A 26,789-nucleotide genomic window follows, 5' to 3' on the forward strand; every position below is an offset into this window, starting at 1 on the left:
GCGTCCCATGCGGACGGAAACGTCACGGAAAAGCTACTGAGCGTCGATATCGGGTTGTGTCCTACGCGTGACTCGTCACGACGCGGAGTCGGCGCCCGGCTCCGGTACCTTGTGTGAGATGCGAGTGGTCATGAGGCCGAGCCGTGCCGGTGTTGCCCCCGAGGCAACTCCGCGGCTGGCAACGCGTTCCTCTCGCCGCGCAGGACGAGGCCGCGCGCCCGCCTGTTCGACCCCTTGCGGTGCGCGTCGCACAGTATGCCGCACGCGTACTCCTTCGCGCTGGAATATGCCCGAAGCGCTTGTTGGGGTGACTGAACGTCAACCATGCTGTTTCTCAAGGGCTTCACGTTCTGTGACCTTGTCGAGTCACGAGGCGATGTGTCCGCCGGTTCGGATGGTGTGAGCGGTGCAGGTGCTTCAAGTTCAGCTGGAAGTCGGGCCGGATCCCGCGGAAGTGGGCCGGGCCCGCAGATGGGCGCGCTCACGGCTCGCCGGGTCGGGTATAGCTGCCGATGAGCCGGTGGCCGAGACGCTGATCCTGCTGATCTCGGAGCTCGTCACCAACGCCGTTGTGCACACGGGCTGTCCGGCGGTCCTGCGCATGCTGCTCCCCGGAGTCCCCGCCGACGAACCCGGCACCGTCCGTGTCGAGGTCGCCGACCGCAGCGCCTGCCCGCCCCGCCCTCGGCACGCCGAGGGCGACGACACCAACGGCCGCGGACTCGAACTCGTCGACGGCCTCGCCGACCGCTGGGGCTGGCGGCACGAGGGCGCCGGCAAGAGCATCTGGTGCGAGGTCGACCGCTGCGAGGCGGGCACCCCCGCCGTCACCTTCGACGGGACGACCCACGAGGACGTCGCGTACGAAGCAGTGTGACCCCGCGTCGCGTACGAAGCCGCGTGACCCCGCGTCGCTCACAACCCCGCGTGACTGCCTGACCGAACCCGCGTGACCGCCCGACCGAAGCCGTGTGACCCCCGACCGCCCCCGCACCCCTCCTGCTCTCCCTCCGTGCCGCACCGCCGTCCCGCGCTCCCGCACCGCCCGCCGTGCCGACGTATGCGCCGTCCCGTGCCCCCGTGCGCGGCCGTGCGCGGGCCGGAGCAAAAGCGGCATATCCCGTAAATCCCCGGCATGGTGTTGACGTACCGTGACCAATTGATCACGCTGGTGTGCAGCGATTCGCCGCGAGGGGACGCCGAGGGGCGCCGGTGCCCGTGGCCCGCTCCTTGGCGAGGTGCGAATCGTGATTCGGCGTGGTGCTCCTTCAGGGCAAAGAGGGGGGTGGAGCCCGTACGCCGGAGCCGGATGGCGGCGCGCGAAACAGCGCTCGGGGCGGGCGTCGACGCGCCGCCACCCGAACTCAGAAGATCACGACGGGCGCCACCGGTGAGCCCGTCGCACCGGCGAAGGGCTCCGGCGTCGCCGACAGCAGGAAGCTGTGGCGCCGCTCCTCTCCACAGGCTGTGGACAACTCTTCGAGATTCCAGTTCTGACCCTGCGGCATGCCCATCTCGACCAGATGCAGGGCGTGCACGGGCAGCCACAGATTCTCGATCTCCGGCGGGAAGATCTCAAAGGTCAGCGTGTCATTGGCGACGGCCGCCACGTCGCGCGCGTGGAACCACTCCGGCGTCCGCACCGAAAGCCCCGGCGACGGAAAGGCGTAACCCTGCTTGTCGCCCGCCAGATACGTCTGGAGCTGCCCGGTCCGTACGAGGACGATGTCGCCGGAGCCGACGGTGACACCCCCGAACTCCTCGGCCTCGTCCAGGTCTTCGGGTGTCACGGCGTGGTCGGCGGGCAGCCGGTCCAGGCCCTTGGCGCGGGCCACGTCGAGGAGTACGCCGCGCGAGACGACGTACGCGGCCGTGGCGATGGAGCTGAACCGGGCGCCCTCGTGGGCCGTGATCGTGTCCGCGGGGCGGCCGTTGTAGATCCGGCCCGAGTGCGAGGCGTGCGGCAGCGCGTCCCAGTGCGTGGCCGCCTGCAGGCCCATCGTGACGGCGTCGTCGCTGGTGGCGACCGAATCCGGGCCGACGAGGGGCTGGTTGATCTGCACCATCGTGTGCAGCGGATTGACGCGTCCCGGGATCAGGCCCGTCTGTACGCCGTCCTGGCGCAGCGGCAGCGCGAGCGGGACGCGGCGGCCCGTGCGGACCGTCGCGGCGGCCGTGCGCACCACCTCGTCGGTGATCAGGTTCAGGGTGCCGATCTCGTCGTCGGCGCCCCAGCGGCCCCAGTTGTTCACGCGCTCGGCGAGGTCGAGGAACTCGGGCGGCATGGCCGACGTGTTCGGCGTGTTGGGTGTGCTCGGCGTGTTCGGCATGTTCGGGGCTGACATGAGTACTCCCCGGGGCTTGTCTTCCGGCGTCTGACGGGTCATAAAATCTAACGGTCCGTCAGAAACCGCGGGAAGGGGCCGGTGTGGGGAACTTCTTGGCAGGCAAGGTGGTCGCCGTCACCGGCGCAGGGCGGGGCATCGGCCGGGCGGTCGCGCTCGCCGCGGCGGCCGAGGGCGCGAAGGTCGTCGTCAACGACTACGGGGTGTCGATCGAGGGCGGCGAGCCCACGAGCGAGGTGGCCGCGGCCGTCGTCAAGGAGATCGAGGCGGCGGGCGGCGAGGCGGTGGCCGTCGCCGACGACATCTCCACGATGGCGGGCGGGCAGCGGATCGTCGACGTGGCTCTCGCCGAGTACGGGCGCGTCGACGGGGTCGTGTGCGTCGCCGGGATCCTGCGCGAGCGGATGCTGTTCAACATGTCCGAGGAGGAGTGGGACCCCGTCGTCGCCACCCACCTGAAGGGCACCTTCACCGTCTTCCGGGCCGCGTCCGCCGTCATGCGCAAGCAGGGCTCGGGCACCCTCATCGGCTTCACCAGCGGCAACCACCAGGGCTCCGTCGCCCAGGCCAACTACAGCGCCGCCAAGGGCGGCATCATCTCCCTGGTCCGCAGCGCCGCGCTCGGCCTGCACAAGTACGGCGTCACCGCCAACGCCGTCGCACCCGTCGCCCGCACCCGGATGTCCGCCAACGTCCCCATGGAGCTGGCGGAGATCGGCGAGCCGCAGGACGTGGCCGCCCTCGTCGTCTACCTGCTCAGCGACCGCGCCCGGCAGGAGAAGATCACCGGGCAGGTGTACACGATCGCCGGACCGAAGATCGCGGTCTGGGCGCAGCCGCGGGAACTGCGCGCCGGGTACGCCGACGGCGGCTGGACGCCCGAGAAGATCGCCGACTTCCTGCCCGGGACGGTGGGCACCGATCCGATGCCGCTGCTCGCGCGGCTTGAGGAGATGGCGCGGGCCGCGGCGGCGAAGGACCGGCCCAACGCGGGGGCGGACGCCGGAACCGCCCCCACCTCCCGCCCGAACGACTAGGCCCCGCCGTGGACTTCGGGTTCGGGCCCGCCGACGAGGACTTCCGGCGGGCGGCGCGGGCGTGGCTGGAGGAGCATCTGACGGGGGAGTTCGCGGCGGCCGCGGGGCAGGGCGGGCCGGGCAGCGAGCACGAGCGCGGGGACGTGCGGCGGGCGTGGGAACGGGAGTTGGGGCGGGGCGGGTGGATCGGGATCGGGTGGGATGCCGGGCCCGCGTACGGCACCCGGCGGGCCACGCTCACCCAGCAGGTCGTGTGGGCCGAGGAGTACGCGCGCGTGCGCGCGCCCGCTCGGTGCGGGCACATCGGGGAGAACCTGCTGGCGCCCACCCTCCTCGCGTACGGCACCCAGGAGCAGAAGGACGAGTTCCTGCCGCCCATCGCGCGCGGGGAGGTGCTGTGGTGCCAGGGCTACAGCGAACCGGGCGCCGGGTCCGACCTGGCAGGCGTGCGCACCACGGCCGTACGGGAAGAACACGGCGGCGGCACGCAAGGGACGTACCGCGTCACGGGGCAGAAGATCTGGACTTCCCTCGCGCACGAGGCGGACTGGTGCTTCGTCCTTGCCCGCACGGAACCGGGCTCGCGGCGCCACCACGGTCTGTCCTTTCTGCTCGTCCCCATGGACCAGCCCGGCCGGATCGAGGTGCGCCCGATCCGGCAGCTCACCGGCACGAGCGAGTTCAACGAGGTCTTCTTCGACGGCGCACGCGCGCGTGCCGAGCACGTCGTCGGCGGCGAGGGCAACGGCTGGCGCGTCGCCATGGGGCTACTCGGCTTCGAGCGCGGCGTGTCCACGCTGACCCAGCAGATCGGCTTCGCGCAGGAACTGGACCGGGTCGTACGGGAGGCCCTGCGCGCCGGGGCCGCGGCCGACCCGGTGCTGCGGGACCGCCTGGTGCGGCAGTGGGCCGAGCTGCGGGTCATGCGCTGGAACGCCCTGCGTACGCTGGGGAGTTCCGGCGGCGACGACGGCTCGCCCAGCGTGGCGAAGCTGCTGTGGGGCGGCTGGCATCAGCGGCTCGGCGAGCTGGCGATGGCCGTGCGCGGCACGGCGGCCGCCGTCGGCCCCACGGACTGGAGCGCGGACGCGCCGTACGAACTGGACGCGCTGCAGCGGCTTTTCCTCTTCTCGCGCGCCGACACCGTGTACGGCGGCTCGGACGAGATCCAGCGGAACATCATCGCCGAGCGCGTGCTCGGTCTGCCGAGAGAGGCCAAGGGGCCGGTGAGGGGTGCGCCATGAGAGGCGTGGTGTTCGACGGGGCGCGGGTGGAGGTCGTCGACGACCTGGAGATACGCGACCCGGGGCCGGGGGAGGTGTTGGTGGCCGTCGCGGCGGCCGGGCTGTGCCACAGCGACCTTTCGGTGATCGACGGGACGATCCCGTTCCCGCCGCCCGTGGTGCTCGGGCACGAGGGCGCGGGCGTCGTCGAGGCCGTCGGCCCGGGCGTCACGCACGTCGCGCCCGGCGACCACGTGGCCCTGTCCACCCTCGCGAGCTGCGGGGCCTGCGCGGAGTGCGACCGGGGCCGCCCGACCATGTGCCGCAAGGCCATCGGCATGCCGCAACAGCCTTTCGTACGCGCCGGGAAGCCGCTGTACCAGTTCGCCGCGAACTCCGCGTTCGCCGAACGCACCCTCGTCAAGGCCGTGCAGGCCGTGCGGATCCCCAAGGAGATCCCGCTGACGTCGGCCGCGCTCATCGGGTGCGGGGTCGTCACCGGCGTCGGAGCCGCCCTCAACCGCGCCCGCGTCGGCCTCGGCGACTCCGTCGTCGTCATCGGCACCGGCGGCATTGGCCTCAACGTCCTGCAGGGCGCGCGGATCGCGGGCGCCGCGACCATCGTGGCCGTCGACACCAACCCGGAAAAGGAGCCGGTGGCACGGCAGTTCGGGGCCACACACTTCCTGCCGTCGGCGGACGGCGTGACCGAGATCCTGCCGAACGGCGCGGACCACGCCTTCGAGTGCGTGGGCCGCGTGGAGCTGATCCGCCAGGCCGTCGACGTACTCGACCGGCACGGCCAGGCGATCCTGCTCGGCGTGCCGCCCGCGAAGGCCGAGGCGTCGTTCGTCGTGTCGTCGCTGTTCCTGGACAAGTCGATCCTCGGCTGCCGGTACGGATCGGCCCGCCCGCAACGGGACTTCGCGCTGTACGCAGACCTCTACCTGGCAGGACGGCTGCTCCTCGACGAACTGGTGACGCGGACGTACCCGGTGGAGGAGTTCGCGGCGGCGCGGGCGGACGCGGAGGAAGGGAAGGTGGCACGGGGGGTGTTGGTGTTCTGACGGGGGTGTTGCTGGTGCTGCGCCGAGTGGTCCTGAGGGCTTCGCGCCCGGCGCGGGAAAAGCCGTGGGGCGGTGTCAGTGGTGTGATTTACCTTCGTACGCATGAGTTATCGCGACATCGCATCGCGGCGGACCCTCGCCTGGGCTGCCGTGGCCGTGGGCGCCCGGATGCCCGTGGCCATGGCGCCGCTCGCCGTCGTGTTCCTCGTCCGCGAGCGCGAGGGCGGGTACACGCTGGGTGCGATGCTCGCCGCCGCGTACGTGATCGGTGAGATCGCCGGCGCCCCGCTGCTCGGCATGCGGATGCGGGCCGAGCGGGCCAGGCCGCAGCTCGCGGCGGGCCTCGCGGTGGGCGCCGTGGGCTTCGCGGCGCTCGGCGCGCTGCCGGACGCGCACGCGGCGGTGCTCGCGTTCTGCGCGTTCGTCGCGGGCGCCGCCCCGGCCGCCGCGCCCGGCGGGATGCGGGCGCTGCTCAACAGCATGGTTCCGGAGAAGTCCGTGCCGCAGGCGATGTCCGCCGAGTCCATGCTGGTCTTCCTGATATGGGCCGTCGCCCCGGCCGCCGTCACCGGCCTCGCGCTCGGCGTCACGCCGGGCCCGCCCCTGCTGCTCGCCGCCGTCCTGATGGCGCTGTCCGTGGCCGGGCTCTGGCTGCTGCCCGCGGGCTGGCGGGCGGACGAGTCCGACCGGGACGGCGAGTCGATGCTGCGCATCCTGGCCCGCGCCTGGCCGGTGTTCGTGACGGGTGCGGCCGGCCTCTCGCTCCTGGCCCTCGCTGAGCTGGTGCTGCCCGCGCTCCTGGAGCAGCGCTCCATATCCGTCGGCATGTCCGGTCCGCTGCTCGCCGGGCTCGCGGTGGGCTCGGCGGTCGGCTCGTTCGTGTACGGGCTGCGGACGTGGCCGGGGCGGTTGCGCACCCAGAGCCTGGTCCTGATGCTGTCCGTCAGCGGCTGCCTGGCCGTCGTCGCCCTGCTGCCGACGGCGGCGTGGCTCGCGGTCGGCCTCGCCGTCGCGGGCTTCCTCCAGGCGGGCTCGATGCTCACCCGGAACCTGACGCTCCGTGAGGTGTTGCCTCCGAGTGCGCTCGCCGCGGGCTATTCGGTGATGTACGCGGCGATCGGCGCCGGTTACGCGGCCAGTGGGTCCCTGGCCGGCGGGCTCCTCAGCGTGACGACGCCGTCGAACGCGATTCTGGCCGGGGTGGGGTTGTCCGTGGTGCTGGCGTTGGTGGGCGGGTTGGCGGAGGTGCGGCCGGGCCCTGGGGGGCTCTCCCCAACCCCGCCCCTTCCCGAAACTGGGGCTCCGCCCCAGACCCCGCTCCTCAATCGCCGGAGGGGCTAGAACTTGCCGGTGCGGCAGGGTTTTAGCCTGTCCGGCGATTGAGGACGAGCCGCGGAGCGGCGATAGCGGGGGTCCGGGGGCGCAGCCCCCGGGGCTACGGGACGGGCCGCCGCGTCGCAGGCTTCGCTGCCCGCCACTCCGGGGCGAGTACCGACCAGATCTCCTCGTCGTGGCGCTGCCCCCGGTAGAGATAGCTTTCGCGGAGGACGCCGTCGCGGGTCATGCCGAGGCGGCGGGCCACGGCGATGCTGGGGGCGTTGGCCGAGGAGCACCACCAGTCGACGCGGTGGATCCCGCGCTCCTCGACGGCCCAGTCGATGAGGGCCCGGCAGGCGCGCGTGACGAGGCCCTTGCCGGCCGCCGCGGGCTCCAGCCAGCAGCCCGCCTCGGCGGTGCGCTGGACGGTGTCCATGGTGCGCAGGATGACGGCGCCGACCAGCTCGCCGTGCAGGCGGATGCCGCAGATCCGGCCGGTGTCGGCGGCAGTCTTGTCGGCGTACGCCTGGAGGTAGGCCCGGCTGGACTCCAGGTCGGTGACGATGTCGGGCAGGCCGTTGTGCCGCCCGATGAACTCCCGCCCCCGGTCGATGTGGGCGAGGAACTCGTCGGCCTGCCAGGGCTCCAGCGGACGCAGCTCCGCGCCGTCGTCACCCAGCGATATCGCGTACATCAACGCCCTCCACAGTGTTCGCGGTCGCGCTCATTATCGGGCTCCCGCCGTGGCCCGGAATGTCCGGCGGTACGAGGTCGGCGTCACCCCGAGGGCCGCCTGCAGGTGCTGCCGCATGGACTGTGCCGTGCCGAAGCCCGCGTCCCGCGCGACCTGGTCGACGGACAGATCGCTGGACTCCAGGAGATGCCGGGCCCGCTCCACCCGCTGCCGCGTCAGCCACTGCCCGGGGCTGACCCCGACCTCCTCGCGGAAGCGCCGCGTGAACGTCCGCACGGACATCGCCTCCTGCTCGGCCATGTCGCGGAGCTGGATCGGCTCGTGCAGCCGCCCGAGCGCCCACGCCCGCGCCATCGACGTCGTCGCCAACTGCGGCTCGGGCACCGGGCGTTGGATGTACTGGGCCTGCCCGCCGTCCCGGTGCGGCGGCACGACGGTGCGGCGGGCGACCTCGTTGGCGACCGCGGTGCCGTGGTCACGGCGTACGAGATGCAGGCACAGGTCGATGCCGGCCGCGACGCCCGCCGAGGTCAGGACGTCCCCGTCGTCGATGAACAGCACGTCCGCGTCGACCTCGACCCGTGGGAAGAGCCGCTGGAAGTGGTCCGCGGACGACCAGTGCGTGGTCGCCGGGCGCCCGTCCAGAAAGCCCGCCGCCGCGAGGACGTAGCCGCCGGTGCAGATGGCCACCAGGCGGGTGCCGGGCCGCAAGTGCGCGAAGGCGGCGGCCAGTTCGTCGGTGAGGCGGCCCTCCTCGTACACGGGCCCCAGTTCGTACGAGGCGGGGACGACGAGGGTGTCGGCGGTGGCCAGTGCCTCCGGCCCGTGCTCGGCGACGATCGCGAAGTCCGCGTCCGTGCGGACCGGCCCCGGCGGCCGGACGGAGCAGGTCACGACGTCGTACAGCCGCCGGCCCGCGGCGTTCCTGGTGCGCCCGAAGATCCGCTGCGGGATGCCCAGTTCGAAGGGGATGACGCCGTCCAGGGTGAGGACGACGACACGGTGCCGCTCCCCGGTTCGCACAGGTCCGGCAGGGTCATGCGTACGGTCCGCCATGGCCCGATCCTAGCGAATGCTGGCCCTCGGGCCACTCGTCCGTGGTGATCGGCGCCACGGATGCTTTCTGACGTGAGCGAGACAAGCGAGACAACGGAACCGCGCGTGCGGACGACACAGCAGGAACTGGTGAACAAGACCCCCGGGGCGCCGGGCGCGGAGCAGCTGTCGCCGGGCGCCGAGGCGAAAGCGCCCGGCGGGCGGCGGCGGGTGCCCCGGATCCACCGTGCCTGGTCCGTCGCCGCCGTCGCCTTCGTGACGATCATCGGCGGCGCCGCCTTCGGCTCGCTGCCGGGCCTCCTCATCGACCCGCTGCACGACGATTTCGGCTGGTCGCGCGGCGAGATCGGCCTCGGCGTGTCCCTCAACATGGCGCTGTACGGCCTGACCGCGCCGTTCGCCGCCGCGCTCATGGACCGCTTCGGCATGCGCAAGGTCGTCGCGGCGGCGCTCACCGTGATCGCGACCGGGGCCGTGCTCAGTGTCTGGATGACGGCGAGCTGGCAGCTGATGCTCTACTGGGGCCTGCTCGTCGGCCTCGGCACCGGCTCGATGGCCATGGCCTTCTCGGCGACCGTCACCAACCGCTGGTTCGTGGAGCGGCGCGGCCTGGTCACCGGCGTCCTGACGGCGGCGGGCGCCTCCGGGCAGCTCGTGTTCCTGCCGCTGTGCGCGTGGATCGTGGACAACCACGGGTGGGAGCCCGCGGTCGTGACGGTCGCCCTGGCCGCGCTCGTCGTGGTGCCGTTCGTGTGGCTGCTCCTGCGCGACCACCCGGCGGACGTCGGACTCGCCCCGTACGGAGGGGAGTTCACGCCGAAGCCGGAGCCGACGCGGGGCGCCGCGAAGCGGACCGTACGCGTGCTCCTCGACGCGGCACGGACAGGACCCTTCTGGCTGCTCGCGGGCTCCTTCGCGATCTGCGGCGCGTCCACGAACGGCCTGATCCGCACCCACTTCGTGCCGTCCGCGCACGACCACGGCATGCAGATCACCGCCGCGGCCTCGCTGCTCGCCGTCATCGGCGTCTTCGACATCATCGGCACCATCGCCTCCGGCTGGCTGACCGACCGCTTCGAGGCGCGCCGCCTGCTGGCCGTCTATTACGCGCTGCGCGGCATCTCGCTCCTCTTCCTGCCGATGCTGCTCGCGCCGACCGTGCACCCGCCGATGATCTTCTTCATCGTCTTCTACGGCCTGGACTGGGTCGCCACGGTGCCGCCGACGCTCGCGCTGTGCCGCGAGCACTACGGCGCGGACAGCGCCATCGTCTTCGGCTGGGTCCTCGCCTCGCACCAGGTCGGCGCGGCCGTCGTCGCCTTCCTCGGCGGGGTGGCGCGGGACGTGTTCGGGACGTACGACGTGGTCTGGTACGCGTCCGGGGCGCTGTGCGCGGCGGCGGCGCTGATGGCGCTGGTGATCCGGCGGAACACACGGGACGCGGAGCTGCTGACTAGCGGGGGGTGAAGTCGCCGAAGGCGCCGCGGTGAAAGAGGAGCGGTGCCGCTGCGTCTTCGTCCGCGCTCCCGTCGACGGCGCCGAGCGCCTCCACGCGGCCGACGACGATCAAGTGGTCGCCGCCCGTGTGCACGGCGTGCACCGCGCAGTCGATCCAGGCCGGGGCGCCCCCGAGCCGCGGCGACCCGGTGACCGGGGCGGCGTCGTACGTGACCCCCGCGAACTTGTCCGCCCCGCTGACGGCGAAGGCGCGGCACAGGGCGCCCTGGTCCGCGCCCAGGATGTTCACGCAGAAGACGCCCGCGCGGGCGATGCGGGGCCAGGTCGTCGACGTACGGGCGACCATGAAGGAGACCAGGGGCGGGTCGAGGGAGAGGGAGGCGAAGGACTGGCAGGCGAAGCCGGCGGGACCGGCCTCCCCCGGGGCGGCGGGGGCCGTCACCACCGTCACGCCCGTCGCGAAGTGGCCCAGTACGCGGCGGAATTCGGCCGCGTCGACCGGTGCGCGCTCGTCCTCGCGGACGGCGCGCAGGTGGGGGCGCGGCAGCGCCTCGACCGGGCGGTCGGCCGTCGTTGGGGCCCCGACCGACCTGAGGTACCGGACGACGGTGGCCGCCATGCCTGCGTGTCCCATCATGCTTCCATTGAACCTGACGGCCCGTCAGATCGGAAGCCTTGGTTGGAGGCCTTCGCCGGAAGGCTCCATCGGATGGGCTTCAGGCTTACTCACCTCGGTACGTGGGCTGCCTGCGTTCGACGTACGCCGCCACGCCCTCCTGCGCGTCCGCCGTCGTCATGTTGATCTCCTGCGCGGCGGCCTCCGCGGCGAGGGCCGTGGCGCGGTCCGACTCCAGGGAGGCGTTGACGAGTTGCTTGGTGAGGGCGAGGGCGCGGGTGGGGCCCGTGGCGAGGCGGTCGGCCCAGGCCTGGGCCGTCTTCTCCAGGTCGGCGTCCGGGACGACGCGGTTGACGAGGCCGAGGCGTTCGGCGTCCGCCGCGGGGAGGGCGTCGCCGAAGAACATCAGTTCCTTGGTGCGGTGGGGGCCGATGAGGCGGGGGAGGAGGTAGGCGCCGGCGCCGTCAGGGACCAGGCCTCGGCGGGCGAACACCTCGATGAAGCGTGCCGATTCGGCGGCGAGGACCAGGTCGCAGGCGAGGGCCAGGTGGGCGCCTATGCCTGCTGCGGTGCCGTTCACGGCGGCCAGTACGGGTTTCTCGCAGTCGAGGACCGCGGTGATGAGGCGTTGGGCGCCGTGCTTGATGGTGCGCGCGATGTCGCCGGGGACTCTTTCCGCCTGCGGCGGGGCTGTGGTGGGGGAGCGCAGGTCGGCTCCTGCGCAGAAGCCCTTGCCGGTGGCGGTGAGGACGACCGCCCTGGTGGAGCGGTCGGTGGTGGCTGCTTCCAGCAGGGTGATGAGGTGGTCGCGCTGCTCGGCGGTGATCGCGTTCATCACCTCGGGCCGGTTGAGGGTGATCCAGGAGACGTTGTTGTGGCGGGTGTGGAGGATGGTGGGCGTGGTGGGCATCGGGGGTCCGTTTCGGTGGGTGGGTGGTAGGTCCCTGCCGGGGGCTTCCCCAGTCCCGCCCCTTCCCGTAACCAGGGGGCTGCCGCCCCCTGGACCCCCGCCGATCGCCGCTCCGCGGCTCGTCCTCAATCGCCGGACGGGCTGGGAGGGGTGGGGGTCGTGGGTGGGTGGGACAGCCCCCGCTGTCGCCGCTCTGCGGCTCGTCTTCAATCGCCGGACGGGCTAAAACCTTGCCGCGCTGGCAGGTAGTAAGGGCGGGTGGGTGGGGAAAGCCCGTCCGGCGTTTGAGGACGAGGCCCGGAGGGCCGAAAAAGGGGGAGAGGGGCGCAGCCCCATGCAAGAGCGAGGGCTGGGGCCGCCGCCCCAGGTCAGGGCGGGTGGGTGGGGGAGATAGCCCCTCCGGCGTCTGAGGAGCGGGGGTCGAGGGGGCGGAGCCCCCTTGGGGGTCACACAGTCAGTGGCAGATGGCCAAGGCGTCCAGGGCCACCGCCCCCTGCCCCCGGGGCAGGACCACCAGGGGGTTGATGTCCAGCTCGGCCAAGGACTCCCCGAGCTCCAGGGACATCCGCTGGACCCGCAGGACGACCTCGACGAGCGCGTCCAGGTCGGCCGCCGGGGCGCCACGGACCCCGTCCAGCAAGGCCCGCCCCCGCAACCCCCCAAGCATGCCCCGCACTTCCTCCTCCCCGAACGGCGGCACCCGTACAGCCACATCCCGCAGGACTTCCACGAGCACGCCACCCAGCCCCACCGTCACCGTCGGCCCGAAGAGGGGATCGGGGGCCACCCCGACGACCATCTCGACGCCCCGCTCGACCATCTGGCAGACCAGGACCCCGTCGAGCTCGACGTCTTCGTAGCGGGCGATGTCGGTGAGGTCCCGGTAGGCGTCCCGCACCTGGCTGGCCGAGGTGAGCCCGACCTTCACCAGGCCCAGCTCGGTCTTGTGGGCGATGCGGGACCCCGATGCTTTCATGACGACGGGGTACCCGACGAGCCCCGCCGCCCGCACGGCCGCCGCCGCGCTCGTCACCAACTGCTCGCGCGGCACCCGGATCCCGTACGCCCGCAGCAACTGCTTCGCCGCGTGCTCGCTGAGCCGCTGCCCGGGCCGCAGCAGCGCCTGCGCCTTGCGGTAGGAGGGCGAGACGGTGCGCGGCGCCTCGTCGAAGGGAGAGCGGTAGGAGGAGGTGAAGCGGTGGTGGTCGACGTACGCCCGTACGGCACCGACGCAGTTGGCGAACGTACGGAACGTGGCCACCCGGGACGAACCGAGCAGCGTCTCGCGGTACGCGGCCTCCGTGCCGACCGGCGAGCCCCACACCACGCACACCAGCTTGTCCGTCTGCTCGGCGGCGTCCACGAGGTCCTGCGCGAGCTTGTCGCTCATCGGGGGGAAGGGGCCCGTGATGGGGCAGATCAGGACGCCGACGTCCGGGTCGGCCAGGATCGCGTCGATGATCTTCCGGCCGCGCCAGTCGCCGACAGGGTGGCCGCCGTTGTCGACGGGGTTGGCCACGTTCAGGTAGTGGGGGATCCAGTCGTGCAGCTCGGCCTGCTTGGCGGCGGAGAGCGTCGGCAGCCGCAGCCCGGCCCCGGCGGCGAGGTCGGCGAAGTGCGCGCCGGTGCCGCCGGAGATCGAGTACACGACCACGCCGTCGGACTGCGGCGGCCGGGCGCGCGCCAACAGGGCGGCGGTGTCCTGGAGTTCGTCGAGCCCGTCGACGCGGATCACGCCGTACTGCCGCATCGCCGCGTCCACGACGGCGTCCGCCCCGGTCAGCTTGCCGGTGTGGGACGCGGCCGTACGCGCCCCGGTCTCGGTGCGGCCGACCTTCACGGCGACGACGGGCACCCCGCGCCGCGCGGCCCGGTCCGCGGCGAGCAGGAAGGCGCGGCCGTCCTTGAGGCCCTCCACGTAACAGGCGATGGCGCCGACGTCCGGCTGCTCGGCGAAGTACGAGATGAAGTCGGCCGTCTCCAGGTCGGCCTCGTTGCCGGTCGGCGCCCAGTGGGAGAGGCGTACGCCGAGCTCCTGCAGCGTGAAGACGGGGCGGCCCTGGTGTCCTGACTGGGTGATGAGGGCGATCGCGGGGCCTTCGAGGTCGTCGCGGAACTTCTCGAAGGCGTTGAGGTTGGTGTTCGGGCCGAGCAGCCGCATGCCCGAGCGGCTGACGGCGGCGGCCAGCCGCTCCTGCGCCACCGCGCCCGCCTGGCCGGTCTCGGCGAAACCGGAGGCGAAGACGACCGCGAACTTCACCTTCGCCTCGGACAGTTCCTCGATGAGGGGGAGCGGGTCGCTCACCAGGAGCACGGCGAGGTCGACCTGCTCGGGCAGGTCCGCCACGGACGGGACGCAGGGCCTGCCGAAGACGGCGGGGCGGGTCGGGTGCACGGGGTGCAGCCGCGCGCCGACCCGCTCCGCCCAGGCCACGAGCTGGCGCGTGATGCCGGTGTTGGGCCGCCCCTCGGCGTCCGACGCGCCGATGACGGCGACGGACTCGGGGCGGAAGAAGCGGTCGAGGTCGGGGACGTCGGCGTACAGCGGCCGGCCGCCGACGTCCAGGTCACCGGCGCCCGCGGGGCGCCCGTGGACGGCGCCGGCGGGGAGGTTGCCGCAGGCCACCGCGCGGGCGCGGCGGGGGTCGGAGGTGAAGGTGCCGTATGTCGATCCAAGCATCGGTCCGCCCGCTCCTGTGTGACAGCAACATAACTGACGCATAGTCAGGTTACTGAACTGACGCTGTGTCAGGAATGGGGCTGCAGGTTTTCTGCGACGGCGCGGGGAGGCGGCCGTACGCGCACGAGGGAGCTGTACAGGGAGCTGTCTGTGGTGCGTGTGACAGGTGCGTATATCTGGTGACTCCGGTAACACACCACGGAACCGCAGAAGTCGGCCCCTGCCAAGGGCGCGTCGGCGAACTGGCCGGTTACTTGCGAAGCCGCCCCGCGTGCCTGCGAAGGCGGCTCGGTTGCCTACGAAGCCGTCGCCCGGCTCCGTGCCTTCGCCACCGCCGTCGCGATCCGCCCCGCGTCCCTGGCCAGTTCGCGCAGCATCCCGCTGATGGGGTTGGTGAAGCCGGTGAAGTACAGGCCGGGGGCGCCCGGTGCGGTGCGCGGGCCGTGCACGCGCGGGCGGCCCCGCCCGTCGAGCACGTCGAGGTGGCCGAGCAGCGGCTCCAGGGCGCGGCGGTAGCCGGTGGCGGCGATGACGGTGTCCGGGCCGACGCGGGTGCCGTCCGCGAGGACCACCTTGTCCTCCTCGAAGGATTCGACGGCCGCCACGGGCTCGACACGTCCCTTGCGTACGGCGTCGATGAGCCCGACGTCCTGCACGGGGATGGCACCCTCGTGGACCCGCGAGTACAGCCCGGTGTCCGGGCGCGGCAGCCCGTGCGCGGACAGGTCCGGCACGCTCACCTTGGCGATCGCGCGCCCGAGCCGGTCGACCACCGGCACCGGCAGCCTGCGGCACAGGATCCCGGAGCGCTGCGCGGGCCACCCGGCCGTGGACCGGCGCACGATGTGCGGCGCCGTGCGCACCGCGAGCCGCACCCGCGCCGCGCCGCCCTCGATCAGGTCGACGGCGATCTCCGCGCCGGTGTTGCCGACGCCGACGACGAGCACGTCCTTGTCGGCGTACGGGGCGGGGTTGCGGTAGGCGTTGGCGTGCAGCAGGTCGCCGGTGTACGTCTCGCGGCCGGGCCAGTCGGGCACGTGCGGGGTGTGGTTGTAGCCGGTGGCGACGACGACCGCGCTGCCGGTCAGCTCGCGCCCGCCGGTGGCGTGCAGCAGCCAGCCGGTGCCGTCGGGCGCCCGCTCCAGGCGGGACACCTCGACACCGGTCACGACCTCCAGCTCGTGGTACTCCGCGTACTTGTCCAGATAGCGGATCACGTCGTCCCGCGACACCCACCGCCCGAAGGAGCGCGGCATCGCGAGGCCGGGCAGGGCGGAGAGGCGGCGCGTGGTGTGCAGGTGGAGGCGGTCGTAGTGCGTACGCCAGGAGGCACCGACGCGGTCGGACTTCTCCAGGACGACGGCACGTACGCCGCGTGCGCGCAGGGCAGCCGCCACGGAGAGCCCGCCGGGGCCGCCGCCGACGACGTAGACCGGGTGGTCCTCGGCCGGGCGGCTGGGCGCGGGGTGCTCGGTGCGGCGCGCTCGGGGGGTGGTGGAGTCGGCCATGTCTGGAGAGTAACCACGCCGTCACTTGATGGGTGACGGACAAGTCCGAAACCGGTTGCAATCCGATCACGCGCGCGACCCCTCCGTGCACCCGTCTTGCGCTCCCGTCGCCAGCTGCGCTGAACTGACGTGCCGTCAGGGCGTGGTGGTCGGTGCCCGGAATGTCCCGAGGGTGAGCGGGGCAAGAAGGGCCGATTCGGACTGCCTTCGCCCTGCCTTCGCCCCGCCTGCCCTCGCTCACATCCCGCTTGCACCCCGTACGGAGCCCGCCATGGACGTACGTTTCGACCTCCGTTTCGACCTCCCCGAGGCCGACGTCTTCACCCGCCCCTACTGGGACGCCGCCGCCGAGGGCCGCCTCCTGATCCGCCGCTGCCACGCCCCCGCGTGCGGCCGGGCCCACCACTACCCCCGCGAGTTCTGCCCGCACTGCTGGAGCGAGGACGTCACCTGGGAGCGGGCGAGCGGCCACGCCACGCTGTACACCTGGTCGGTGGTCCACCGGAACGACCTGCCGCCGTTCGGCGCCCGCGTGCCGTATGTCGCCGCCGTCGTGGACCTGGCCGAGGGGCCGCGCATGATGACGGAACTCGTCGACCGCGAGGAGTCCGCCGCGCTGCGCCCGGGTCTGCCGCTGGAGGTCACGTTCCGCGAGCGGGCGGAGGGTGTGACGGTGCCGGTGTTCCGGGCGCGCTGACGCGGGGCTCCGAAAGCTCGAGTGGGCCGACGTGGGCCGGGGCGGCCCGGGGCGGCCCGGGGCCTCAAGTGGCGGTCGTCGCCACCCGCTTCACATACCGGTGGCACGGCACATGGATGGGACCGCTGTCGCTCGCCGCCAAGTACTCGAAGAGGCCCTCGTCCGTCCAGCCGTTGCGCTCGTAGAACCTGCGGGCCCGCGCGTTGCCGTTGACCACGGCCAGCCAGGCCCTGGCGTAGCCCTTCGACGCCACCCGGCGCTCCGCCTCCGCGAGGAGCGTCCGCGCCACGTTCGTGCCCCGGTGGTCCGCGTCGACGTACACCTGCTCCACCTCGTCGTCGACCACCATCACGAAGCCGGCCACCGCGCCGCCGACCGTCGCCACCACCGTGTCCGCGACCCGCTGCGGCGCCCGCAGCCCGAACGACTGCGGCGTCCGCACCGCCACCAGCGCCTCCGGTACGTTGCCCCGGTGGCCGTCGGCCCAGCCCTCGTGCCAGATCCGGGCGACCGCCGCCGCGTCGTCGAGCGTCGCCGGGCGCAGCGTCACGGGCGGCTCGGTGCCGTCCTCGACACCGCCCTCGGTGCCGTTCTCGTGGATCGTCACGGCCACATCAACTCCCTTGCCCAGCCCCCGTTTCGAGCCGCACGGTAGCGCAGTCGTACGTGCCGTCGCCGTGCGTCTCCCTGGAAGAATTCCACCTCCTCAGGCACCAGTACGTACAGCGTCCAGCTCGGCGCGTCGGCGTCCGGTTCCGCGGCCACCCGTTCCCACGCGGCGTCCGACGCGCGCTCCAACTCCTCGTACGCGTCCAGAATCTCGCTCTGCCGACCCACCAGCGCCGCCGCCAGCGCCCCTGCCGACCTCGCGTGCAGATCGGCCAGGGCCTCGGCGTGCGGGGCCGTGCGGACCGGGCCGCGCACTCTGACCTGGCGGCCCTGCGCCGCCCAGTAGAAGTGCAGCGCCGCGTACGGTCGGGCCGCCAGCTGTCTGCCCTTCGCGCTCGTCGCGTGCGACGCGAAGTGCCAGCCCTCGTCGTCCGCGTCGTGCAGCATCACCGTCCGTACGTCCGGGGTGCCCGCCGCGTCCGCCGTCGCCAGCGCCATCGTGTGCGGCTCCGGCTGGCCCGCCGCGCACGCTTGCGCGAACCAGCCGTGGAACAGGGCGACCGGTGCGGCCGGGGCCGTCGCCGGGTCGAACTCCGGCAGTTCGGTGTCCCAGACCTTCTGGGCCCGCAACAGCTTCCGGAACTCCGCGGGCGTCGGTGTCGTCGTCATCCGGCCATTGTCGTCCCGCACGCTCATCCACCTCCCCGCAACGGCGTGGTGGGCGTCTGTTCATGATCAACGGCACAACTGGGCGACCAAGCCCCTGGTCTAACGGGATGACCAGAAGCACCACGGCGCACAAGACATCCCGAAGGGCCACTTCTGCATGCGCACGTACAAGGCAATCGCAGCGACAGCCACCCTCACCCTCGCCCTCGGCGGAGCCCTCGTGGCGCCCGCCGCGCAGGCGGCCGCACCGGCGGCGGCCACGGCCTCCGTCGTCCATGAGGACAGCGAACTCTGGTACAAGGCCGCCCCCGGCCAGAAGAACAAGCTGACCGTCACCGACAAGGTCGAGAACGTCGGTGACTTCGAGTCGTACTACGTCCTCACCTTCCGCGATCGGTTCGACATCTCGATCGACGCGGACGCGGCGGAGTGGGACGAGTGCACGTACCCGACGGCGTCCGACCGCAAGGTCGTCGAGTGCCGGGTCGAGATCCCGGAGAACTCGGACGACTCCGACAGCTACGACATAGACCTGGGCGACAAGGACGACACCCTCACGCTGCGACCCGACAGCAGCGCCTGGGCCGGTGTCTACGGCGGCACGGGCAACGACGTGCTCAACGGCTCGACCGGGTCCATGCTCCGCGGCCAGGACGGCAACGACCGCATCGACAGGGGCGGGGGCCCCTGGGGCTTCGGCTCGGACGGCGGCGCCGGGGACGACACCCTCACCAACTGCGGGCAGGACTGCTTCGGCGGGGCGGGCAACGACTCGCTGAGCGGCGACGGCGAAGAGAACAGCCTGCACGGCGACGACGGCAACGACGTCCTGCACGGCAAGGCGGGCGCCGACGTCCTCTACGGCGGCAAGGGCCACGACAAGCTGTACGGCGAGGCGGGCGACGACACGCTGTGGGGCAACAGCGGCGACGACGTCCTGTGGGGCGGCACCGGCACCGACAAACTCTCCGGCGGCCCCGGCCGCAACGAACTCCACCAGGACTGACCCACCCCGTGCGTGAGGGAGCCGCCCCCCCCTCCCTCACGCACGCCGCGTCAGGCGACCGTGGAGACCCGGGGCGCGCCGACACCCAGGGGAGTCGTCACCGCCCCAGCACCACCGTCCCCGAAGAACAGAACCACCCGCCCGTCCCCGACACCACCGCCACCTCGGGCAGCCGCCCCCGGCCCCCCTGCCGTCCCGGGGCTCCCTGCGGCCCCCGGCCGCCGTCCCCCCGCCACACCTGGCGCCCTTCCCCCGCCTCCCCCCGCAACTGCCGCACCGCCTCCACCAGCAGGAACAGGCCCCGCATGCCGGGGTGTTGGGCCGAGAGGCCGCCGCCGTCCGTGTTGGTCGGGAGTTCGCCGTCCAGGCGCAGGCGGCCCTTCTCCACGAACGCGCCGCCCTCGCCCTTCTCGCAGAAGCCCAGGTCCTCCAGGGTCACCAGCGTCATGTACGTGAACGCGTCGTAGATCTCGGCGATGTCCACGTCCGCCGGGCCCAGCCCCGCCCGCTCGAACGCGAGCCGCCCGCTTTCCGCCGCCGGGGACACCGTGAAGTCCTCCCACTCGGACATCGTCGTGTGCGAGACGTGCTCGCCGGTGCCGAGCACCCACACCGGCGCCGGTGCGCAGTCCGTCACGTACTCCTCGGCCGCGAGCAGCACCGCGCAGCCGCCGTCGGAACGTATGCAGCAGTGCAGCTTGGTGAACGGGTCCGCGATCATCGGGCCGGAAAGGACCTCGTCCACCGTGATCGGGTCCCGGTGCATCGCCTCGGGGTTCGCCGCCGCGTTCGCCCGCGCCTGCACCGCGACCTGCGCCAGCTGCTCCAGCGTCGTCCCGTACTCGTACATGTGCCGCCGCGCCGCCATCGCGTACTTGGCGATCAGGGTGTGCCCGTAGGGGGCCTCGAACTGGAGCGGGCCGCTCGCCCCGAACGACAGGTTCGCCGTGCGTCGGCGCGCCTTGAGGTCGGCGCGCGCCGTCGACCCGTACACGAGCAGCACCGCGTTCGCGTGCCCCGCCGCGATCGCGTCCGCCGCGTGCGCCGCCATGACCTCCCAGGTCGAGCCGCCCACGGAGGTGGAGTCCACCCAGCGCGGCCGCAGGCCCAGATACTCGGCGACCTCCGCGGGCGCGAGCGTCCCGAGCCCCGCCGACGCGATCCCGTCGATCACCTCACGGCCGAGCCCGGAGTCCGCGAGCGCGCGCCGCGCCGCCTGTGCGTGCAGCGCGTACGCCGTCGTGTCGTCCACGCGCCCGCAGTCCGACAGGGCCACGCCCACGACGGCGACCTTCCGGCGGCCTTGAGTACCTGAAAGGGGTTGGGAGAACATGCATCTGACGGTACATCAGATGTGGGTCCCCGGACCCGGGAGAGGAGCCCGCCGATGGACGCCGCCTGCACCGCCGAACAGGACGAGATCCGCCGCACCCTCCGCGAGGTCGTCACCAAGCACTGCGGCCCCGACGACGTCAAGGCCGCCGTCCGCACCCCCGCCGGGTACGACACCGGGCTGTGGGCCGCCCTCGCCGGCCGCCTCGGCCTGCCCGGCCTCGCCCTGCCGGAGGCGTACGGCGGCATCGGCTGCGGCATCCTCGAACTCGCCCTGGCGAGCGAGGAACTGGGCCGGGCCCTCGCCCCCTCCCCCCTCCTCGCCACCGCCGGACTCGCCGCGCCCCTCCTCCTCGCCCTCGGCACGCCGCGCCAGCGCACCGCGCACCTGCCGCGCATCGCCACCGGCGAGCTGACCGCCACCCTCGCCGTCCCCGGCGCCGCCCTCACCACCGCCCTCGGCCTCGTCGGCGACAGCCGCGACAGCCGCGACAACCGCGGTGACTGGGTGGGCGGCGGCCGCGCGGGCGGTGTCCAGGCGTGGGCCGCCGACGGGGCCTGGCGGCTGTACGGGCAGGTGGACCAGGTCCTCGACGGGCACAGCGCGGCCCTGCTCCTCGTCGCCGCCCACACCGGCGGCTTCGCCCGCCCGCGCACGCTGCTGTTCCTCGTACGCGGCGACGCCCCCGGCCTCGTACGCGTCCGGCAGACCGCCCTCGACGAGACCCGGCCGCGCGCCCGCCTCGAACTGCGGGACGTGGAGGCCGAGTTGGTGGGGGAGGGGCAGGGGGGTGACGGTGATGTGGCCCTCGCGCTGGGTGACGTGGGTGAGCGGGTCGCCGCCGTGCTCGCCGCCGAAGCCGTCGGCGCCGCCGACCGCGCCCTCGCCCGCACCGTCACCTACGTCAAGGAACGCGAACAGTTCGGGCGCGCCATCGGGTCCTTCCAGGCCGTGAAGCATCGGCTCGCGGAGGTGTACGTGCGGGTGCAGGCGGCTCGGTCGGCCGCCTATTACGCGGCGTGGGCGGCCGGGGTGGACCACGCTGTTCCGAGCCCCGAGGGTGTCGACCCCTACGGCGCGCACGAACGCGTCGGCGGGCTCGCCCTCGCCCAGGGCCTCGGCGCGCTGCGCACCGCCGCCGCCGAAGCCGTCCAGCTCCACGGCGGCATCGGCTTCACCTGGGAGCACGACGCCCACCTGTACTTCAAGCGGGCGGCCGGTGACGAGCTGCTCTTCGGGCCCGTGCACCGGCTGCGGGCGTACGCGGCCGAAGGGGCCGGGCTGTTCGCGGGTGAGGGGGCCCCGGCAGGGGGCGAGCCCGCCGTTCGGGTGGAGGGCGCGGGCGGGGGCGGCCGGGGGCGTCCGGTGGACGGGGCGGGCGTCTGATGGCCGCCGGGGCCGGGCTCCGCCTGGTGCAGCGCATATCCGCCAGCCGCGCCTTCGCCCGCGTCGCCCCGCGCTTCGTACCCGCCCTGGACCGGGCCGTCCACCGGCTCACCCGCGGCAAGGTGCTGCCCAGCGCCCGGATGCTGCCCGGCGTGATCCTGACGGCGCGGGGCGCGAAGAGCGGGCTCGACCGGCGCACGCCGCTGGCCTGCGTGCCGGAGGAGGGCGGGAGCTGGCTGCTGGTCGGGTCCAACTTCGGGCGGCCGGGGCACCCGGCGTGGACCGCCAATCTGCTCGCCCACCCGGACGCGTCGATCAGCCTGCGCGGCACGGACATACCGGTGCGTGCACGGCTGTTGACGGGGGAGGAGCGGGCCGCCGCGTGGCGGACCGCGCTCGCGTTCTGGCCGCCGTACGCGACGTACCAGGCACGCGTGGAGCGGGAGATCCGGCTGTTCCGGCTGGAACGGAGGTAGCGGGCGCTAAGCGCTTCGCTGGATGTGCGGTGTCAATCCTGCGGGCCGGTGAGGGCTGGTCGCGCCCCGCGGCGGAGCCGCATGTCGATACAGCCCCGCGCCCCTTACGGGGCGCGGTACCGCGCCCCGTAAGGGGCGCGGTACCGCGCCCGACCTTCACCAAGGCCGCTTAGAGACAGTGGGCACCGAGGCGGGGGCGCAACCGAACACGGCGGCGGATCACTGTCAGTGATCCGCCGCCGTGGTGACAGGACTTCGCGCCGCGCGACCTACGTGCCGCGCGCCTACTTCGTCGGCTTCTTGCCCGTCACGCCCATGTGCACCAACAGCGCCAGATTCGGCTTCAGTTCGGCCTGTTTGACGCCCCAGGTCTGGAAGCCGCGCTGGTGCGAGGCGACCGCGGCGAGCATCGCGACCAGCGAACCGGCCATCGCCGCCGGGCTCACGTCCTTGTCGACCTTGCCCTTGGCCTTGAGCTCCTTGACGGTGTCCGTAAGGGAGTTGTTCACGGAGTTGAGGATCTTCATCCGGATCTTGTAGAAGCGTTTGTCGCCCTCGGCCGCGCCGAGGTCGACCACCCGGAGGATCGCGTCGTTCTTCCGCCAGAAGTCGAGGAACCCGTCGACCAGGTCCTGCGACGTCTGCCAGCCGGCCTTGCCGACCCAGGAACGGCCCTCCAGGAGCTGCGTCAACTGCGCGCCCTCGGCGGCCATTTGCTCGGCGATCTCCAGGACGGCGCCCTCGACGTCCGGGAAGTACTGGTAGAACGTCGCGGGCGAAGTGCCCGCCTTCCGGGCGACGTCGATGACTTTGACGTCCCGGTAGGGCGAGGAGCTGAGCATCTCGCTCAGGCAGTCCAGCAGTTTCTGACGTGTCGCCTGACCACGCCGACCGGCCACACGGCCGTCGACGGTACGTACCTGTCCTGTCATGCCGTCAGCTTACCGAGGGGTGATCGGAGCGCGATTCGACCGAGTGCAAATGGGGTTGAAGGGGTGCCAGAGGGGTGCAGAGGGGTGACGGGAGCGGGCGGCGGGCGCCGTGGGGGCGCCCGCGTCGGGCGGTGCGCTCCGGCCGGAAACAGTCGTTGGGGCGGGGCCCGCCCCGCCGCCGCTTGCGACGTACACCGGATCGCGAGAATTGACCAAGTGTTCGAATGGACGTGCTGCGGGCCCGCGGGCGGGCGGCTAGCTTGACTGTGACGGAGGCCACAGGAGGGCCCTCCGCGGTCGAACCGAGGGAACGGTCTCATGGAATTCGCGGAAGGCGTCCCTTGCTGGGTGGACGCGATGCTCCCCGACGTCGAGGGCGGCAAGCGCTTCTACGGCGAGCTCTTCGGGTGGACCTTCGACGAGGGCGCGGGAGCGGAGTACGGCCACTACGTCCAGGCGAACCTCGGCGGCGAACCCGTCGCCGCGCTCGCCCCCAAGGCGGACGGCCGCATGCCCACCGCCTGGACGGTCTACCTCGCGACGCCGGACGCGGCCGCCCTCGCGGGCCGCATCCGGAGCGCGGGCGGCCAGATGATCACGGAGCCGGTGCCGGTCGGGCCGTTCGGCACGATGGCGCTCGCTGCCGACCCCGAGGGCGCGGTCTTCGGCCTCTGGCAGGCGGGCACGCACCGGGGCTTCGGCCGCCAGCGCGAGCCCGGCAGCTTCTGCTGGACCGAGCTGTACGCCCGCTCCAAGGACGCCGTCGACCCCTTCTACGAGGGCGTCTTCGGCTACGGCGGACACGACCTCGACAACCTCGGCCAGGACTTCCGCACCTGGTCGCCCGCCGGGGCCGAGGCCGGGCCTGAGACCGCCATCGGCGGCCGGGCCGTCATGGCCGGCGACTTCCCCGCCGAGATGCCCCCGCACTTCCTCAACTACTTCGTCGTCACCGACTGCGACGCCGCCGTCGCGACCGCCCGCCGCCTCGGCGGCCGCGTACGCGACGAGCCGGAGAACACTCCGTACGGACGCATCAGCGTGCTGGTGGACAACCAGGGTGCCGCTTTCGCGGTCCTTCAGGAGCCCGACCAGGGGTGACGTTGTTCCCGTACGTCACCTTTGTCCTGAAACAGCCCGATGTTGCCCCGGGTTCGCAACCGTGGGCCGAGCCAGGAAGAATCAGGGTGCGTGCCGCCGTAGCGGCTCGGTGGTGAGACGCTGCACGGGGCTGCTCCAAGCGGCGGCCGCGTACGGGGAGGTGGCAGGCAAGTGGTGGACCAGCTTACGCAGCACGATCCGCGGCGGATCGGCCCGTTCGAGGTCCTTGGACGGCTCGGTGCCGGCGGCATGGGACTCGTCTATCTCGCGCGCTCCGCCTCCGGGCGGCGCGTGGCGATCAAGACGGTGCGGACCGAGCTCGCCGAGGACCAGCTCTTCCGTGTCCGCTTCACCCGCGAGGTCGAGGCGGCCCGGGCCGTGTCCGGCTTCTACACGGCCGCCGTGGTCGACGCCGACCCGCGCGCCGCCGTGCCCTGGCTCGCCACGGCGTACGTGCCCGCGCCCTCCCTCGAGGAAATAGTGAACGAGCACGGGCCGCTGCCCACGCAGGCCGTGCGGTGGCTGGCCGCGGGCGTCGCGGAGGCGCTGGAGTCCATCCACGGCGCCGGGCTCGTCCACCGCGACCTGAAGCCGTCCAACGTGCTCGTCGTCGAGGACGGGCCGCGCGTCATCGACTTCGGCATCGCGTCGGGCGTCTCCAACACCCGCCTCACCATGACCAACGTCGCCGTCGGCACGCCCGCCTACATGTCGCCCGAGCAGGCCAAGGACTCGCGCAGCGTCACGGGCGCCAGCGACGTCTTCTCGCTCGGCTCCACGCTGGTGTTCGCCGCCACCGGGCACGCCCCGTTCCACGGCGCCAACCCCGTCGAGACCGTCTTCATGCTGCTGCGCGAGGGCCCCGACCTGGAGGGCCTGCCCGACGAGCTGCGGCCCCTCATCGAGTCCTGCATGCAGATGGAGGCCCCGCGCAGGCCCACGCCCAACGACCTCCAGGCCCAGCTCGCCCCCCACCTCTTCGCCTCCGAGGGCCACGGCGACGACAGCGGCACCGCCTCCGCGTGGCTGCCCGAGCGGGCCGTCGCGCTCATCGAGGCCCGCCGGGGCGGACGCCCGCCCGCGCGCGTCTCCGCCGGGTCCGGCGGGTCCGGCGGCCGGGGCGCCCGCGGGAACTCCGCCGCCGGGGCCGCCGCCGCGCCCGTCTCCGCCGTACCGCCGCCGCCCCGCCAGGCGCCCGCCGCGCCCTCGCACGCCCCCGCCTCCGGAGTGCCCTCGCAGGTGCCGCCCGCCGGGGCGTCCCAGCCGTTCCAGGCGCCGCTCCCGCCCGTCCAGGGGGCGCCCGACGCCGGGCCCGTGCAGCTCGCGGGCGCGCAGGTGCCGATCGGGCCCGGGCCGCGGGTCGCCGAGGCGCGGGCCGCCGTGCCGCCGGTGGACTCCGGGCTCGCCGGGTCGTGGTCGAGATCCGCTCCGCCGCCCGCGCCGGCCGGCGGGCGGCACGGCGGCGGGGCCAATGGGGTCGACCCGGCGGTGACGGGTGGCGCCGGGGCCGGTGCCGGTGCGGCCGCGGGGTCCGGGGCGCCCGCGTCCTGGCGGCCCTGGCGGTTCCGGATGTCGAACGACGTGTGGGGCACCCCCGCCGTCGCCGGGAACCTGGTCTACGTCACGTCCTTCGAGGTGCACGCCCTCGACGTGAGCACCGGCCGGCGCAGCTTCAAGACCCGCGACGTCGCCTGGTCCATGGCGGTCGCCGACGGCCGCATCCACGCCTCCGACGGGCCCACTCTGTACGCCCTCGACGGCGCCGACGGCTCCGACCTCTGGCGCATCCAGACCGACGCCTGGGTGTACGCCCTCCAGGCCGACCGGGGCACCGTCGTCACCGCCACGCGCGGCGGCGGCGTCCAGGGCTGGGAGGCCGTCAACGGCGAGAAGCTCTGGGAGATCACCAACGCCCAGACCGAGTTCGAGACGCCCGAGGCCGCGCCCGTCATCGTCGACGGCACCGTGTACGTCTGGAAGGACGCCCGGCTGCGGGCCGTCGAGGCGCGCACCGGCATCGAGCGGTGGTCCTACCCCGTCGGGGACGGCGCGTCCTGCGGCGGCGTGCCCGTCCGCGTCACGCAGGCGCCCGACGGGTACGCGTACATCGCCGCCGGCACCCGCGTCCTCGCCGTCGACGTGGCCGCCGGTCACGTCCGCTGGCACTTCGAGGCGCCCGCCGCGTTCCTCTCCCCGCCCACGTTCGCCCCCGGCCCCGCCGTCACCGGCGGCGGCGTGTACCTGGCCGACTACCTCGGCACCGTGTACGCCCTCGACGCCACCGACGGCCGCGACCGCTGGCGCATCGCCACCGAGGCCCGGTCCTCCGTCGACCCCGTCCTCGTCGCCGACGGCCACGTGCACGTGGGCAGCGGCAAGGGGCTCTACACCCTCGACGCCGTCACCGGCACCCCGAAGTGGCGCTTCCAGGCGGGCGGCGAAGTCGTCGGCTCGCCCGTCGTCGCCGACCGCCGCATCCACTTCGGCGCCACGGACCACCTCCTGTACACCCTCAAGGCCGACGACGGCCGCCTCCGCTGGAAGCTGGCCACCGGCGGCGAGATCACCGGCGCCCCCGTCGTCCGGGACGGCATCGTCTACGCCTGCAGCAAGGACCGCTGTGTGTACGCGCTGGACGCGGAGCGGGGGACGGCCACGTCGCGGTAGCC

The 26,789-nt window shown here is 73.2% G+C and carries 23 protein-coding genes; 12 read left to right on the top strand and 11 right to left on the bottom strand.

The window, feature by feature from the left end:
- The first annotated feature begins 406 nt into the window (after positions 1-406).
- Complete coding sequence (locus tag AC0KTA_RS21215) at positions 407-877, top strand: ATP-binding protein (RefSeq protein WP_481049790.1); 471 nt, start codon at positions 407-409, stop codon at positions 875-877.
- A gap of 487 nt (positions 878-1,364) precedes the next feature.
- Here the strand turns inward: AC0KTA_RS21215 and AC0KTA_RS21220 are convergent, their stop codons facing one another.
- The gene (locus AC0KTA_RS21220) at positions 1,365-2,285 is read right to left on the bottom strand and encodes a cyclase family protein (RefSeq protein ID WP_481056510.1); all 921 of its coding nucleotides are present in this window, start codon (positions 2,283-2,285) and stop codon (positions 1,365-1,367) included.
- Between the two features lie 143 nt (positions 2,286-2,428).
- Between AC0KTA_RS21220 and AC0KTA_RS21225 the strand changes: the two genes are divergently transcribed.
- The 4 genes from AC0KTA_RS21225 to AC0KTA_RS21240 all read left to right on the top strand — a co-directional run bounded on the left by AC0KTA_RS21225 (position 2,429) and on the right by AC0KTA_RS21240 (position 7,013).
- Entirely contained in the window at positions 2,429-3,382 is a 954-nt protein-coding gene (locus tag AC0KTA_RS21225) for an SDR family NAD(P)-dependent oxidoreductase (RefSeq protein WP_481049791.1), read from the top strand.
- Positions 3,383-3,390: 8 nt separating this feature from the next.
- A complete protein-coding gene (locus tag AC0KTA_RS21230; RefSeq protein WP_481049792.1) occupies positions 3,391-4,626 on the top strand; it encodes an acyl-CoA dehydrogenase family protein in 1,236 nt (411 codons plus the stop codon).
- Positions 4,623-5,672, top strand: a complete 1,050-nt coding sequence (locus AC0KTA_RS21235) for a Zn-dependent alcohol dehydrogenase (protein WP_481049793.1) — start codon at positions 4,623-4,625, stop codon at positions 5,670-5,672. Before AC0KTA_RS21230 ends, AC0KTA_RS21235 begins: the two co-directional genes overlap by 4 nt.
- A 102-nt stretch (positions 5,673-5,774) precedes the next feature.
- Entirely contained in the window at positions 5,775-7,013 is a 1,239-nt protein-coding gene (locus tag AC0KTA_RS21240) for an MFS transporter (protein ID WP_481049794.1), read from the top strand.
- A 94-nt stretch (positions 7,014-7,107) separates the two neighbouring features.
- Here AC0KTA_RS21240 and AC0KTA_RS21245 read toward each other — a convergent pair whose 3' ends face one another.
- Together AC0KTA_RS21245 and AC0KTA_RS21250 are read right to left on the bottom strand one after the other, a co-directional pair.
- Positions 7,108-7,683 carry a GNAT family N-acetyltransferase gene (locus AC0KTA_RS21245; protein ID WP_481049795.1) on the bottom strand — a complete coding sequence of 192 codons (576 nt, stop codon included), beginning with the start codon at positions 7,681-7,683 and terminating at the stop codon, positions 7,108-7,110.
- Between the two features lie 33 nt (positions 7,684-7,716).
- Entirely contained in the window at positions 7,717-8,739 is a 1,023-nt protein-coding gene (locus AC0KTA_RS21250) for a GlxA family transcriptional regulator (protein WP_481049796.1), read from the bottom strand.
- Between the two features lie 60 nt (positions 8,740-8,799).
- Between AC0KTA_RS21250 and AC0KTA_RS21255 the strand changes: the two genes are divergently transcribed.
- Positions 8,800-10,206: an MFS transporter gene (locus tag AC0KTA_RS21255; RefSeq protein WP_481049797.1), complete on the top strand. Its 1,407-nt coding sequence runs from the start codon at positions 8,800-8,802 to the stop codon at positions 10,204-10,206.
- Here AC0KTA_RS21255 and AC0KTA_RS21260 read toward each other — a convergent pair.
- The 4 genes from AC0KTA_RS21260 to AC0KTA_RS21275 all read right to left on the bottom strand — a co-directional run bounded on the left by AC0KTA_RS21260 (position 10,193) and on the right by AC0KTA_RS21275 (position 15,911).
- A complete protein-coding gene (locus AC0KTA_RS21260; RefSeq protein ID WP_481056511.1) occupies positions 10,193-10,831 on the bottom strand; it encodes a flavin reductase family protein in 639 nt (212 codons plus the stop codon). The genes AC0KTA_RS21255 and AC0KTA_RS21260 overlap by 14 nt on opposite strands.
- Before the next feature lie 88 nt (positions 10,832-10,919).
- Complete coding sequence (locus AC0KTA_RS21265; RefSeq protein WP_481049798.1) at positions 10,920-11,723, bottom strand: enoyl-CoA hydratase/isomerase family protein; 804 nt, start codon at positions 11,721-11,723, stop codon at positions 10,920-10,922.
- Between the two features lie 454 nt (positions 11,724-12,177).
- Positions 12,178-14,403, bottom strand: a complete 2,226-nt coding sequence (locus AC0KTA_RS21270) for an acetate--CoA ligase family protein (protein WP_481049799.1) — start codon at positions 14,401-14,403, stop codon at positions 12,178-12,180.
- A 296-nt stretch (positions 14,404-14,699) separates the two neighbouring features.
- The gene (locus AC0KTA_RS21275; protein ID WP_481049800.1) at positions 14,700-15,911 is read right to left on the bottom strand and encodes a flavin-containing monooxygenase; all 1,212 of its coding nucleotides are present in this window, start codon (positions 15,909-15,911) and stop codon (positions 14,700-14,702) included.
- Between the two features lie 271 nt (positions 15,912-16,182).
- On the opposite strand from AC0KTA_RS21275, the gene AC0KTA_RS21280 reads away from it, so the two are divergent.
- Positions 16,183-16,608, top strand: coding sequence for a Zn-ribbon domain-containing OB-fold protein (locus tag AC0KTA_RS21280; protein ID WP_481049801.1), 426 nt, complete (start codon positions 16,183-16,185; stop codon positions 16,606-16,608).
- A 64-nt stretch (positions 16,609-16,672) separates the two neighbouring features.
- Here AC0KTA_RS21280 and AC0KTA_RS21285 read toward each other — a convergent pair whose 3' ends face one another.
- Both AC0KTA_RS21285 and AC0KTA_RS21290 read right to left on the bottom strand, forming a co-directional pair.
- Entirely contained in the window at positions 16,673-17,215 is a 543-nt protein-coding gene (locus AC0KTA_RS21285) for an N-acetyltransferase family protein (RefSeq protein WP_481049802.1), read from the bottom strand.
- Positions 17,212-17,886 carry a pyridoxine/pyridoxamine 5'-phosphate oxidase gene (locus AC0KTA_RS21290; protein WP_481049803.1) on the bottom strand — a complete coding sequence of 225 codons (675 nt, stop codon included), beginning with the start codon at positions 17,884-17,886 and terminating at the stop codon, positions 17,212-17,214. The genes AC0KTA_RS21285 and AC0KTA_RS21290 overlap by 4 nt, the downstream gene beginning before the upstream one ends.
- Before the next feature lie 157 nt (positions 17,887-18,043).
- On the opposite strand from AC0KTA_RS21290, the gene AC0KTA_RS21295 reads away from it, so the two are divergent.
- Positions 18,044-18,892, top strand: coding sequence for a calcium-binding protein (locus AC0KTA_RS21295; protein ID WP_481049804.1), 849 nt, complete (start codon positions 18,044-18,046; stop codon positions 18,890-18,892).
- Positions 18,893-18,989: 97 nt separating this feature from the next.
- On the opposite strand, the gene AC0KTA_RS21300 is transcribed toward AC0KTA_RS21295, so the two are convergent.
- Entirely contained in the window at positions 18,990-20,225 is a 1,236-nt protein-coding gene (locus tag AC0KTA_RS21300) for a thiolase C-terminal domain-containing protein (RefSeq protein WP_481049805.1), read from the bottom strand.
- A 54-nt stretch (positions 20,226-20,279) separates the two neighbouring features.
- Here AC0KTA_RS21300 and AC0KTA_RS21305 point away from each other — a divergent pair, with 54 nt between their 5' ends.
- Both AC0KTA_RS21305 and AC0KTA_RS21310 read left to right on the top strand, forming a co-directional pair.
- Positions 20,280-21,611, top strand: coding sequence for an acyl-CoA dehydrogenase family protein (locus tag AC0KTA_RS21305; protein WP_481049806.1), 1,332 nt, complete (start codon positions 20,280-20,282; stop codon positions 21,609-21,611).
- A complete protein-coding gene (locus tag AC0KTA_RS21310) occupies positions 21,611-22,087 on the top strand; it encodes a nitroreductase/quinone reductase family protein (RefSeq protein WP_481049807.1) in 477 nt (158 codons plus the stop codon). The genes AC0KTA_RS21305 and AC0KTA_RS21310 overlap by 1 nt, the downstream gene beginning before the upstream one ends.
- Positions 22,088-22,371: 284 nt before the next feature.
- Here AC0KTA_RS21310 and AC0KTA_RS21315 read toward each other — a convergent pair whose 3' ends face one another.
- The gene (locus tag AC0KTA_RS21315; RefSeq protein ID WP_481049808.1) at positions 22,372-23,019 is read right to left on the bottom strand and encodes a TetR family transcriptional regulator; all 648 of its coding nucleotides are present in this window, start codon (positions 23,017-23,019) and stop codon (positions 22,372-22,374) included.
- 318 nt (positions 23,020-23,337) lie between these two features.
- Between AC0KTA_RS21315 and kbpA the strand changes: the two genes are divergently transcribed.
- Positions 23,338-24,120 carry an AfsK-binding protein KbpA gene (kbpA, locus tag AC0KTA_RS21320; RefSeq protein ID WP_481049809.1) on the top strand — a complete coding sequence of 261 codons (783 nt, stop codon included), beginning with the start codon at positions 23,338-23,340 and terminating at the stop codon, positions 24,118-24,120.
- Positions 24,121-24,291: 171 nt separating this feature from the next.
- The gene (gene afsK / locus AC0KTA_RS21325) at positions 24,292-26,787 is read left to right on the top strand and encodes a protein serine/threonine kinase AfsK (protein WP_481049810.1); all 2,496 of its coding nucleotides are present in this window, start codon (positions 24,292-24,294) and stop codon (positions 26,785-26,787) included.
- Positions 26,788-26,789 lie beyond the last annotated feature (2 nt).

Source organism: Streptomyces sp. Y309 (assembly GCF_056712025.1).